This window comes from Enterobacter cloacae complex sp. IR5459 (genome assembly GCF_049238005.1).
GTDB classification, from domain to species: domain Bacteria; phylum Pseudomonadota; class Gammaproteobacteria; order Enterobacterales; family Enterobacteriaceae; genus Enterobacter; species Enterobacter hormaechei_C.
In genome coordinates this window covers 133334-145422 of sequence record NZ_JBMKIG010000005.1, presented here as the reverse complement: position 1 = coordinate 145422, position 12089 = coordinate 133334, and the positions used below count along the sequence as shown (strand labels likewise).

Below are 12089 nucleotides of genomic sequence, written 5' to 3'. Positions count from 1 at the left end.
CCATTTGGTACTTTCCGGCCTTATATTTTGCAGCATTAAACAAGTTGATGAGAACTATTTTCATATAGCCCTCACGTAAGATATCCAATGCATCTCTCTGACAGGGGAAAGGTGTAAAGAATCGACGCAAGACCGCCGTACGAGCGGTCAGTAATAATGAAGTCGGTGATAGCAAGAAGTAAAAAAGAACCTGACAGTAGCAAAAAAAACTCCTGCGCTGTACAGGCCCCAACAGGGGATTACACAACTGGCGAAGGCCAGTCATTATAATGAGTGGAGTATCAACACAATGTCCATCATCACAAAAAAAAGTCTGGTAGCGGCGGGGATTTTAACTGCGCTAATCGCGGGCAACGCTGCAATGGCTGCGGACGTTCCTGCTGGTGTTCAGCTGGCTGAGAAGCAAACGCTGGTACGTAATAACGGTGCGGAAGTGCAGTCTCTTGATCCGCACAAAATTGAAGGTGTTCCAGAGTCTAACGTTAACCGCGATCTGTTTGAAGGTCTGCTGGTGACTGACGTAGACGGCCACCCGGCTCCGGGCGTGGCGGAAAAATGGGACAACAAAGATTTTAAAGTCTGGACCTTCCATCTGCGTAAAGATGCCAAATGGTCCGACGGTACGCCGGTTACCGCCGAAGATTTCGTCTATAGCTGGCAGCGTCTGGCGGATCCAAATACCGCCTCCCCGTATGCGAGTTACCTCCAGTATGGCCATATTGCCAATATCGATGACATCATCACGGGTAAAAAGCCAGTAACCGACCTGGGCGTAAAAGCCATCGATGCCAATACCTTTGAAGTGACGTTGAGCGAACCTGTTCCGTACTTCTATAAGCTGCTGGTTCACCCGTCCGTCTCCCCGGTACCAAAATCCGCGGTAGAAAAATTTGGTGAAAAATGGACGCAGCCTGCGAATATCGTGACCAACGGTGCATATAAGCTGAAGGACTGGGTCGTTAACGAACGTATGGTGCTGGAGCGCAACCCGCAGTATTGGGATAATGCGAAGACTGTTATCAATCAGGTCACCTACCTGCCAATCTCTTCTGAAGTGACGGACGTAAACCGCTACCGCAGTGGTGAAATCGACATGACCTATAACAACATGCCGATTGAACTGTTCCAGAAGCTGAAAAAAGAGATCCCGAAAGAAGTTCACGTCGATCCGTATCTGTGCACCTACTATTACGAAATTAACAACCAGAAAGCACCGTTCACCGACGTACGTGTTCGTACCGCACTGAAGCTGGCTCTGGATCGCGACATTATCGTGAATAAAGTGAAGAATCAGGGCGACCTGCCAGCTTACAGCTACACCCCGCCTTACACCGACGGTATGAAGCTGGTTGAACCTGAATGGTTCAAATGGTCCCAGGAAAAACGTAACGAAGAAGCGAAAAAACTGCTGGCTGAAGCTGGCTATACCGCCGACAAGCCGCTGACCTTTAGCCTGCTGTACAACACCTCCGATCTGCATAAAAAACTGGCTATTGCCGTCGCGTCTATCTGGAAGAAAAACCTCGGCGTGAACGTGAAGCTGGAAAACCAGGAATGGAAGACCTTCCTCGATACGCGCCACCAGGGAACCTTTGACGTGGCACGTGCAGGATGGTGTGCGGACTATAACGAACCGACCTCATTCCTGAACACCATGCTGAGCGACAGTTCGAACAACACCGCACACTATAAGAGCCCGGCGTTTGATAAGCTTATTGGCGAAACCCTGAAGGTGGCAGATGACGCCCAGCGCGCCGATCTGTACGCCAAATCAGAACAACAGCTCGATAAAGACTCTGCGATCGTTCCGGTTTACTACTACGTTAACGCCCGCCTGGTGAAACCATGGGTAGGGGGTTATACCGGTAAAGACCCGTTGGATAATATTTCCGTTAAGAATCTTTATATTATCAAGCATTAATGGCAATACGTGGGGCGAGCGAACTTGCCCCACTGTGTCTATTTTGTAACATTCATCAGGCACACGCCAGAAGGTACGGGCAATGTTGAAATTTATCCTGCGTCGCTGTCTTGAAGCGATTCCAACGTTATTTATTCTAATTACAATTTCCTTCTTCATGATGCGTCTTGCGCCGGGCAGTCCTTTTACCGGTGAACGCACGCTTCCGCCAGAAGTTATGGCCAACATCGAAGCGAAATACCATTTAAACGATCCTATCACCACGCAGTACTTCAACTATCTGAAGCAACTTGCACACGGTGATTTTGGTCCGTCATTTAAATATAAAGACTATTCCGTTAACGACCTGGTGGCGTCCAGCTTCCCGGTATCGGCTAAATTAGGAGCTGCTGCATTTATCCTGGCCGTTGTTCTCGGTGTCACTGCGGGCGTTATCGCTGCGCTTAAACAAAATACCCGATGGGATTACGCCGTAATGGGGGTCGCAATGACCGGGGTGGTTATCCCCAGCTTCGTTGTTGCGCCGTTGCTGGTCATGATATTCGCCATAACCCTGAAATGGCTTCCCGGAGGCGGCTGGAACGGCGGGGCGCTGAAGTTCATGATATTGCCGATGGTGGCATTATCTCTGGCCTACATCGCCAGTATCGCCCGTATTACCCGCGGTTCAATGATTGAAGTCCTGCATTCGAACTTCATCCGTACCGCCCGTGCGAAAGGGCTGCCGATGCGCCGGATTATTTTCCGTCATGCCCTCAAGCCTGCACTGTTACCGGTACTCTCCTATATGGGGCCTGCTTTCGTCGGCATTATCACCGGTTCAATGGTGATTGAAACCATTTATGGTCTGCCGGGCATCGGGCAGCTGTTTGTTAACGGGGCGCTTAACCGTGACTATTCGCTGGTGCTGAGCCTGACGATCCTCGTGGGCGCGCTGACCATTCTGTTTAATGCCGTTGTCGATGTGCTGTATGCCGTTATCGACCCGAAAATCCGTTACTAACTGGAGCACGCCATGATGTTGAGTAAGAAAAACAGCGAGGCGCTGGAAAACTTCAGTGAAAAGCTGGAGGTTGAAGGTCGTAGCCTTTGGCAGGACGCCCGCCGTCGTTTTATGCATAACCGTGCCGCCGTTGCCAGCCTGGTCGTGCTGGTGCTTATTGCGCTGTTTGTCACCCTGGCGCCAATGCTCTCTCAGTTCACCTATTTCGATACGGACTGGGGCATGATGTCCAGCGCGCCGGATATGGAATCCGGGCACTATTTCGGTACCGACTCTTCCGGGCGTGATTTGCTGGTGCGAGTGGCGATTGGCGGCCGTATCTCCCTGATGGTTGGCATCGCGGCGGCGCTGGTGGCGGTGATCGTCGGCACGCTTTACGGTTCGCTTTCCGGATACCTCGGCGGGAAAGTGGACTCCGTGATGATGCGTCTGCTAGAAATCCTGAACTCCTTCCCGTTCATGTTCTTCGTCATTCTGCTGGTGACCTTCTTTGGTCAAAATATCCTGCTGATCTTCGTGGCGATCGGGATGGTGTCCTGGCTGGATATGGCGCGTATTGTGCGCGGCCAGACGCTGAGCCTCAAACGTAAGGAGTTTATCGAAGCCGCACAGGTTGGTGGTGTTTCTACCGCCAATATTGTGGTGCGTCATATCGTTCCTAACGTGCTGGGCGTGGTGGTGGTATACGCCTCCCTGTTGGTGCCAAGTATGATCCTGTTTGAATCTTTCCTGAGCTTCCTGGGATTAGGTACGCAAGAGCCGCTGAGTAGCTGGGGCGCTCTGTTAAGTGATGGCGCAAACTCCATGGAAGTGTCACCGTGGTTACTCCTGTATCCGGCGGGCTTCCTGGTCGTCACCCTGTTCTGTTTCAACTTTATCGGCGATGGCCTGCGTGATGCCCTCGACCCGAAAGACCGTTAAGGAGCGCCGTCATGACTATTATTGAAACGGCAACCGCGCCACAGGCGCAACAGCGGACCAGCGCACTGCTGGACGTTAAAGACCTCCGCGTGACGTTTAAAACCCCCGACGGTGATGTTACTGCCGTTAACGATCTCAACTTCGACCTGCGTGCCGGTGAAACGCTGGGCATTGTGGGCGAATCCGGTTCCGGTAAATCCCAGACCGCATTCGCGCTGATGGGCCTGCTGGCATCAAACGGCGTGATCGGTGGTTCGGCGACGTTTAACGGAAAAGAGATCCTGAATTTGCCGGAACATGAGCTGAATAAGCTGCGCGCCGAGCAGATTTCAATGATTTTCCAGGACCCGATGACGTCCCTGAACCCCTATATGCGTGTGGGCGAACAGCTGATGGAAGTGCTGATGCTCCACAAAGGGCTGGGTAAAGCCGAAGCGTTTGAAGAGTCCGTCAAAATGCTGGATGCGGTGAAAATGCCTGAGGCACGTAAGCGCATGCGCATGTATCCGCACGAATTCTCCGGCGGTATGCGCCAGCGCGTCATGATCGCGATGGCATTGCTTTGTCGGCCAAAACTGCTGATCGCTGATGAACCGACCACCGCTCTGGACGTGACCGTCCAGGCGCAGATCATGACGTTGCTGAACGAGCTGAAGCGCGAGTTCAACACCGCCATCATCATGATCACCCACGATTTAGGCGTCGTTGCCGGGATCTGCGACAAAGTGTTAGTCATGTATGCAGGCCGCACGATGGAATACGGTAATGCCCGCGATGTATTCTACCAGCCAGCCCATCCGTACTCTATCGGGTTGCTGAATGCCGTACCGCGCCTTGATGCGGAAGGGGAGTCGCTGCTGACTATCCCGGGTAACCCGCCAAACCTGCTGCGTCTGCCAAAAGGCTGTCCGTTCCAGCCGCGTTGTCCGCATGCGATGGAAATCTGTAACAGCGCACCGCCGCTGGAAGCGTTTGTCCCAGGCCGTCTGCGCGCCTGCTTTAAGCCGCTGGAGGAGCTGGTATGAACGCAATCGACGAAAAAAGAAATGTGCTGCTCGAAATCGCTGACCTGAAGGTCCATTTCGATATCAAAGACGGTAAACAGTGGTTCTGGCAGCCTGCCAAAACCCTGAAAGCGGTGGATGGCGTCACGCTACGCCTGTACGAAGGGGAGACCCTGGGCGTGGTGGGTGAATCTGGCTGCGGCAAATCGACATTTGCGCGTGCGATCATCGGCCTGGTGAAGGCCACCGACGGGAAAGTGGCCTGGCTTGGCAAAGATCTGCTGGGGATGAAGCCGGATGAATGGCGCGACGTGCGCAGCGACATCCAGATGATTTTCCAGGATCCGCTGGCGTCCCTGAACCCGCGTATGACCATTGGCGAAATCATTGCCGAGCCGCTGCGCACCTATCATCCGAAGATGCCGCGCCAGGAAGTTCGCGATCGGGTGAAAGCGATGATGCTCAAGGTGGGTCTGTTGCCTAACCTCATTAACCGCTACCCACACGAGTTTTCCGGCGGTCAGTGCCAACGTATCGGTATCGCACGCGCGTTGATCCTTGAACCAAAACTGATTATCTGTGATGAGCCGGTTTCGGCGCTGGACGTCTCCATCCAGGCCCAGGTGGTTAACCTGCTACAGAAACTGCAACGGGAAATGGGGCTGTCGCTGATCTTCATCGCCCACGATCTGGCGGTGGTAAAACACATTTCGGACCGTGTGCTGGTCATGTATCTGGGCCACGCCGTGGAGCTGGGTACGTATGATGAGGTGTACCACAATCCGCTGCACCCTTATACCAAAGCGCTGATGTCTGCGGTTCCCGTTCCGGATCCCGATCTGGAAAAAAATAAAACCATTCAGCTTCTGGAAGGTGAACTGCCTTCGCCAATCAACCCGCCTTCAGGCTGCGTATTCCGTACGCGATGCCCAATAGCCGGGCCGGAATGTGCAAAAACACGGCCGGTCCTGGAGGGCAGTTTCCGACATGCGGTTTCCTGCCTGAAAGTAGACCCGTTATAATCGCAAGGGCTGACATGATGTCAGCCCTTATTTTTCGAGGTTAATGTGTCGCGATTTTTCACGTCGGCCCGTCAGCGGCTGTATCACCTTTTATTTGATCCTGAGACGGTTTCCGGTCGCCGTTTCGAAGGCCTGTGTGGTTTATTTGCCCTGATTAGCGTCATTATTATCTTTATCGAATCCGGCGCCGGAACGCAGTACCATATGACGTACGAGGAGTGGCACGTTTTCGTCTGGCTGGAATTGATTGTCACGCTGGTGTTTACCGCGGAATATGTGCTGAGGGTCATTAGCTGGCCAAATCCGGCGAAATACGTTTTCAGCTTCTGGGGATTTATTGATTTAGCCACCATCCTGCCGCTGTATGTCATGTGGCTGTGGCCTGAGATCAGCCTGAATTATGTGTTTGCCTGGCGCGCAATGCGGGCGATTCGCGTGTTACGAATTCTCAAACTGCTGCGCTTTATGCCGTCGCTGCGGGTTTTTTGGGTCGCCATTGTCAGCGCCCGCCACCAGCTGATTCTCTTCTATTCGTTTATTGCTATCGTGATGATCGTTTTTGGCTCCCTGATGTATTTAATCGAAGGGCCAAAATACGGGTTTACCACGCTTAATGCGTCTGTTTACTGGGCTATCGTCACGGTGACCACCGTGGGCTATGGTGATATTACCCCGCATACGCCGCTCGGACGTATTGTGGCATCGGTTCTTATCCTGATCGGCTATTCAGTAATAGCGATACCAACGGGGCTAATTACCACCCATATGAGCAGCGCCTTCCAGAACAGCAAGCAGCAACGCAAATGTCCGAATTGTCAGCAGGGGAATCATGAACCCGGCGCGCGGTTTTGTCACCGCTGTGGAAATGCCTTACCGGATTAAATAAAAAAGGCTGCGCGGGCAGCCTTTTTTATTATTCGCGCCAGAGAATATGGCACAGTTTGTGGTCTTTCTCGCGGCACAGCAGGACGCGGGCAAAGATGTCGTTAATTTCTCCGCCGTCTTCATCTGCCAGGCCAATCACCACCTCTGCGAAGAAGTCCGGGTTGAGGTCAAAATCGACGTGTTCGGCCCAGTCTTCAGCCGGATCGAACAGCTCAGCACCGCCACGCTCTTCAAATTGCAGGTTGAAAAGAATGACGTCAGCAGGGTCGAGATTATCGACCGCCAGCTCGAGAAAAATATCGTAGGCCTGTTCGAGCGTTTCGTCTTCGGTCAGGCGATTGTTCAGATCCATTTCCATGATGACTACCTGTTAAACATCGTTGGGCACGTTTTACAGCAACGGGCTAAAGAAGTAAAACAGTCGTTCGGCAATTCGCTGCCACAGCGGACGTTTCGCCCACAGTCTGGCGTCCAGCAGGCGTGAGCGGGAGATATAATCGTCCTGAACCGCTGCCAGATCGCCACCGAACCCGGCGTCATCAATGACCAGCGTAATTTCAAAATTCAGCCATAGACTGCGCATATCGAGGTTAACGGTGCCCACCAGGCTCAGCTCTCCGTCCACCAGCACGCTCTTGGTATGTAACAGCCCGCCTTCGAACTGATAAATTTTAACGCCTGCGGCCAGCAGCTCACTAAAGAACGCGCGGCTTGCCCATCCCACCAGCAGCGAATCGTTCTTGCGCGGCATAATAATGCTCACATCCACTCCGCGCTGTGCCGCTGTACAGATGGCATGCAGAAGGTCGTCGCTGGGAACGAAATAGGGCGTGGTCATGATCAGATATTCCCGCGCGGAGTAGGCGGCGGTCAGCAGTGCCTGATGGATCAGATCTTCCGGGAAGCCAGGACCGGATGCGATAGTGTGGATAGTGTGCCCGCTGGCTTCCTCAAACGGCATGATATTGCCATCCGGGGGCGGGGGAAGAATGCGTTTACCGGTTTCAATTTCCCAGTCGCAGGAGTAGACGATACCCATTGAGGTCGCGATCGGTCCCTCCATCCGCGCCATCAGATCGATCCATTGCCCCACGCCGGAATCCTGCTTGAAGAAGCGGGGGTCAACCATGTTCATGCTGCCGGTGTAGGCGATAAAGTTATCGATCAGAACCATTTTCCGGTGCTGGCGGAGATCCATGCGGCGCAGAAAGACGCGGAAAAGATTCACTTTCAGCGCCTCGACCACCTCGATACCGGCGTTGCGCATCATGCCTGCCCACGGGCTACGGAAAAAGGCCACGCTGCCGGCGGAGTCCAGCATCAGGCGGCAGTGGATACCGCGACGTGCAGCGGCCATTAGTGATTCGGCGACCTGGTCCGCCATGCCGCCCGGCTGCCAGATATAAAACACCATCTCGATATTATGCCGTGCGAGCTGGATATCACGGATCAGCGCCTGCATCACATCATCGGAAGAGGTCATCAGTTGCAGTTGATTACCTTTTACCCCAGCAATCCCCTGGCGGCGTTCGCACAGCTTGAACAGAGATGCGGCCACGCTGCTGTTCTCTTCAGCGAAGATATGCTTGCAGGCTTTAAGGTCGGCAAGCCATTTCGCCGTGGAGGGCCACATGGCGCGGGCGCGTTCGGCGCGGCGTTTACCCAGATGAAGTTCACCGAAAGCGAGATAGGCGATGATGCCCACCAGCGGCAGAATATAGATAATCAGAAGCCAGGCCATGGCGGAAGGTACCGCTCTGCGTTTCATCAGAATGCGCAACGTCACCCCGGCTATTAACAGCCAGTATCCTAAAATGACCAGCCAACTCACCACGGTGTAGAAGGTTGTCATAAATAAAAAATCCTTTTGAAAGCGTATTGTTATGAGTTTACGCATCAGGATTCATCTGGCAAATAAAAACACCAGATAAAAGCGCTGGTTTGCCGCCTGCTTAGGCATATAATGGCATCTCTGTTAGAGAAAGAGTTGTAGACATGAAGCGCAGTAGAACTGAAGTTGGGCGCTGGCGCATGTTGCGACAGGTGAGTCGTCGTAAGGCTCGTTGGCTGGAAGCACAATCCCGCCGCAATATGCGTATCCACGCCATCAGAAAATGTGGCCTGAACAGACACCGTAACGCGCTGTTGTTCGCGGTCCAGGACATCTGAAAAGCATGAAGGGCACCGTAAAGGTGCCCATTAAATATCCAGGCTATCAATTTTTGCAGTCTCTTCCCATCTGCTTTCCGCGATATACTGAGTCCCCTTAACGTCATGATATTAAAAGATGAATCCTTATCTCTGGATTTTTATTGTACTTTTGGCGCTGGATGCGCTCAGGGAAGATTTAGGACTTTCGTCATTTTCCTCATTGGCAGATTATGTTTTCGCATGGGGAATACATTGGCTTTATTAAAGGAACAAAGGATGAACGGAAAAGTAATGGCAGCACTCTTTGGGATTGCGATATTAAGCGGTTGTGCCAGCAGCAAAACCTCACCCGAACGGCACGCGTTTTATTTCGTGTCGCATCAGTCCAGCTTTACTGGCGGCAATTACACCTCCAGCGTGCAGAAAAATTATCAGCTGAACGTGGCGCAGTTCCGCGAGCTTTATGCCCGGGGCAAAGCTGACCGCGCGGAAGGGCGGACTCAGGCTGAAGCCAGTGAATACGCACAAAGCATTCGCGATCAGCTAAAAGAAAATGCGACGTCTCAGGAATTGTTCGCAGGCAACACGAAGGATAAATGGTCATCGGACATGGACAGTAAAGACGCCATATTATTTGGCAACGAACTGGCCGCGACTTATCTTGATGGCTATAACGGCGTACAATAGCGCAACTGATTAAGGGGATACCGTAATTACCGGTATCCCCGCTGTTTTTGAGCGAAAGGAGTGAGACGTGTTTGCGGAGTTTGGTGTACTGAATTTCTGGACCTATGTTGTCGGCGCATTTTTTATCGTGCTGGTTCCAGGACCGAACACCTTGTTTGTGCTGAAAACAGGGATTGGCCACGGCGTTAAGAAAGGCTATCTGGCAGCCACCGGTGTGTTTATTGGTGATGCTGTGCTGATGTTTCTGGCCTGGGCGGGCGTCGCCGCGTTGATCCAGACCACTCCGGTATTATTTAATATTGTCCGCTATCTGGGCGCGTTTTATCTGCTGTGGCTGGGCGGGAAAATGCTCTGGTCCGTTATGATGCGTCAAAAAAATGCGCACGAAAGTAGCGCCGAACCGGCAAGCGCAATCCTTAAGCGTTCGCTGGTGCTGAGCCTGACGAACCCGAAAGCGATTCTCTTTTACGTGTCGTTCTTCGTACAGTTCATTGATGTCAATGCGAAGAATACCGGCACGTCGTTCCTGATCCTCGCCACAACGCTTGAGCTGATCAGCTTCATGTACATGAGCTTCCTGATTTTCTCAGGCGCGTTTGTCACGCGTTACCTCAAAACCAAAAAGAAACTGGCGAAGCTGGGGAACGGGCTGATAGGTCTGCTGTTTGTCGGGTTTGCGGCGAGGCTGGCGTCGCTGCACTGAATGAAGAAAAGGCTCCCGAGGGAGCCTTTCGTTTCAGAATACTTTTTTATACGGACGAACCGTGACTTTCTCGTACACGCCGGCTGCGACGTACGGGTCTGCTTCTGCCCAGGCCTGCGCGGCTTCCAGAGATTCAAACTCGGCAATCACCGCGGAGCCGGTAAAACCCGCCGCGCCCGGATCGTTGCTGTCAACGGCAGGCATCGGGCCTGCGGTCAGCAACCGACCTTCATCCTGTAGCAACTGTAAACGCGCCAGATGAGCAGGGCGAACGGAAAGACGTTTCTCCAGAGAATCAGGTACATCTTCAGCGTAAATCACGTAAAGCACGGCAAAGCTCCTTAACCGGTAAAAGTGACAATTACGTTATGTGAAAGCACAAATGACTGCAATGTAAAGATAATAACAATGTTAAAACCCTGATCTGGATGCCCCTTTTTTGCCCTCATGTACGCTTAAATTGCGCCAGGACAAAGTGTCTTATTGAATATGATTGCTATTTGCATTTAAAATCGAGGTTCGGTTTTTTTAACGTTGATGATTATGACTTCGATGACCCTTGATTTACCTCGCCGCTTTCCATGGCCGACGCTGCTTTCCGTCGTTATTCACGGTGCTGTCGTGGCGGGTCTGCTCTATACCTCGGTTCATCAGGTTATTGAAATGCCGGCGCCAGCGCAGCCAATTTCTGTGACCATGGTATCGCCTGCGGATCTTGAGCCGCCGCAGGTTGCGCCGCCGCCACCACAGCCCGTTGTTGAACCCGAGCCGGAGCCAGAGCCAGAGCCGGTTCCTGAACCGCCGAAAGAAGCGCCGGTGGTGATCCATAAGCCGGAGCCGAAACCTAAGCCGAAGCCAAAACCCAAGCCGGTCAAAAAGGTGGAAGAGCGGCCGAAACGCGAAGTGCGTCCGGTTGAGCCACGCGCCACGCAGCCGGTTGAAAATGCCGCCCCGTCACGTCCGCTGATGAATAACACCACGACCGCGACAAAACCGACGGTAACGGCGCCCGCGGGCCCGCGCGCGCTGAGCCGTAACCAGCCGCAGTACCCGGCACGTGCTCAGGCGTTACGTATTGAAGGGCGTGTACGGGTGAAATTCGACGTTACGGCCGATGGACGTGTCGATAACGTGGAAATCCTGTCCGCACAGCCGGCGAATATGTTTGAACGTGAAGTTAAATCGGCCATGCGCAGGTGGCGCTATGAAGCCGGTAAACCCGGCAATGGGTTGATTGTGAACATTGTCTTCCGCCTGAACGGCGGGGCACAAATGGAATAAAAGAAGCCTCCGCAAGGAGGCTTTTTTTTACCTGAGGATCAGCTCCGTGGAAGCTGGCGGGGCTTACCGTCGCTATCCACCGCCACATAGATGAACAATGCCTCCGTCGCCTTATAGCGCTGACCAATCGGTTCAGAAGAGACTTTTTTCACCCAGACTTCAATGTTGATGGAGACAGACGTAGTGCCGCGTTTTACGCAGCGTGCATAACAGCACACCACGTCCCCCACCGCGACAGGACGCAGGAAGGTCATGCCATCGACCCGGACGGTTACCACGCGCCCGTGTGCAATCTCTTTTGCCAGGATTGCACCGCCCATATCCATCTGCGACATCAACCAGCCGCCAAAAATATCGCCATTGGCATTCGTATCCGCAGGCATTGCCAGTGTGCGTAAAACCAGTTCGCCCTGTGGGGCGTCATTTGTTGTCATTGTTTTTAAACTCGTAACTGAAGACTTCAGGCGGGATGCTACTATGATTTCTGGCTGGAGAGAATAGGGTTAGCGCC

At 53.0% G+C, this 12089-nt stretch carries 14 protein-coding genes and 1 pseudogene; 11 read left to right on the top strand and 4 right to left on the bottom strand.

Translation table 11 applies throughout. The annotated features are described in order from the left end of the window. The first annotated feature begins 289 nt into the window (after window positions 1–289). The 6 genes and pseudogenes from oppA (at window position 290) to ACOTX4_RS12425 (ending at window position 6753) form a co-directional block, all read left to right on the top strand. A complete protein-coding gene (gene oppA / locus ACOTX4_RS12450) occupies window positions 290–1921 on the top strand; it encodes an oligopeptide ABC transporter substrate-binding protein OppA (RefSeq protein WP_003856736.1) in 1632 nt (543 codons plus the stop codon). 82 nt (window positions 1922–2003) lie between these two features. Beyond that, entirely contained in the window at window positions 2004–2924 is a 921-nt protein-coding gene (gene oppB / locus ACOTX4_RS12445; RefSeq protein WP_003856738.1) for an oligopeptide ABC transporter permease OppB, read from the top strand. 12 nt (window positions 2925–2936) lie between these two features. Beyond that, the gene (oppC, locus tag ACOTX4_RS12440; protein ID WP_003856740.1) at window positions 2937–3845 is read left to right on the top strand and encodes an oligopeptide ABC transporter permease OppC; all 909 of its coding nucleotides are present in this window, start codon (window positions 2937–2939) and stop codon (window positions 3843–3845) included. Window positions 3846–3856: 11 nt separating this feature from the next. Continuing rightward, a complete protein-coding gene (locus ACOTX4_RS12435) occupies window positions 3857–4870 on the top strand; it encodes an ABC transporter ATP-binding protein (protein ID WP_003856742.1) in 1014 nt (337 codons plus the stop codon). Beyond that, a complete protein-coding gene (gene oppF, locus ACOTX4_RS12430) occupies window positions 4867–5871 on the top strand; it encodes a murein tripeptide/oligopeptide ABC transporter ATP-binding protein OppF (protein ID WP_003856743.1) in 1005 nt (334 codons plus the stop codon). The genes ACOTX4_RS12435 and oppF overlap by 4 nt, the downstream gene beginning before the upstream one ends. Before the next feature lie 14 nt (window positions 5872–5885). Then, window positions 5886–6753: pseudogene (locus ACOTX4_RS12425) on the top strand (ion transporter). A 31-nt stretch (window positions 6754–6784) separates the two neighbouring features. Here the strand turns inward: ACOTX4_RS12425 and ACOTX4_RS12420 are convergent. Next, a complete protein-coding gene (locus ACOTX4_RS12420; RefSeq protein ID WP_003856748.1) occupies window positions 6785–7114 on the bottom strand; it encodes an HI1450 family dsDNA-mimic protein in 330 nt (109 codons plus the stop codon). 33 nt (window positions 7115–7147) lie between these two features. Further along, window positions 7148–8608, bottom strand: a complete 1461-nt coding sequence (gene cls / locus ACOTX4_RS12415) for a cardiolipin synthase (RefSeq protein ID WP_063937631.1) — start codon at window positions 8606–8608, stop codon at window positions 7148–7150. 143 nt (window positions 8609–8751) lie between these two features. Between cls and ACOTX4_RS12410 the strand changes: the two genes are divergently transcribed. The 4 genes from ACOTX4_RS12410 to leuE all read left to right on the top strand — a co-directional run bounded on the left by ACOTX4_RS12410 (window position 8752) and on the right by leuE (window position 10297). Further along, window positions 8752–8925 carry a YciY family protein gene (locus tag ACOTX4_RS12410; RefSeq protein ID WP_017384232.1) on the top strand — a complete coding sequence of 58 codons (174 nt, stop codon included), beginning with the start codon at window positions 8752–8754 and terminating at the stop codon, window positions 8923–8925. Window positions 8926–9043: 118 nt separating this feature from the next. Then, entirely contained in the window at window positions 9044–9172 is a 129-nt protein-coding gene (locus tag ACOTX4_RS12405; protein ID WP_208985927.1) for a KPN_01571 family protein, read from the top strand. Window positions 9173–9183: 11 nt separating this feature from the next. Beyond that, window positions 9184–9594: an Exc2 family lipoprotein gene (locus tag ACOTX4_RS12400; protein ID WP_003856751.1), complete on the top strand. Its 411-nt coding sequence runs from the start codon at window positions 9184–9186 to the stop codon at window positions 9592–9594. Between the two features lie 67 nt (window positions 9595–9661). Continuing rightward, window positions 9662–10297, top strand: coding sequence for a leucine efflux protein LeuE (leuE, locus tag ACOTX4_RS12395; protein ID WP_022651359.1), 636 nt, complete (start codon window positions 9662–9664; stop codon window positions 10295–10297). Between the two features lie 33 nt (window positions 10298–10330). Here the strand turns inward: leuE and ACOTX4_RS12390 are convergent, their stop codons facing one another. Continuing rightward, window positions 10331–10627 (bottom strand): YciI family protein, encoded by a 297-nt coding sequence (locus tag ACOTX4_RS12390; RefSeq protein WP_023314258.1) that lies wholly within the window; start codon window positions 10625–10627, stop codon window positions 10331–10333. Between the two features lie 222 nt (window positions 10628–10849). Here ACOTX4_RS12390 and tonB point away from each other — a divergent pair, with 222 nt between their 5' ends. After that, window positions 10850–11578: a TonB system transport protein TonB gene (gene tonB, locus ACOTX4_RS12385; RefSeq protein ID WP_017384230.1), complete on the top strand. Its 729-nt coding sequence runs from the start codon at window positions 10850–10852 to the stop codon at window positions 11576–11578. A 38-nt stretch (window positions 11579–11616) separates the two neighbouring features. On the opposite strand, the gene yciA is transcribed toward tonB, so the two are convergent. Beyond that, window positions 11617–12012, bottom strand: coding sequence for an acyl-CoA thioester hydrolase YciA (gene yciA / locus ACOTX4_RS12380; protein WP_023314256.1), 396 nt, complete (start codon window positions 12010–12012; stop codon window positions 11617–11619). Window positions 12013–12089 lie beyond the last annotated feature (77 nt).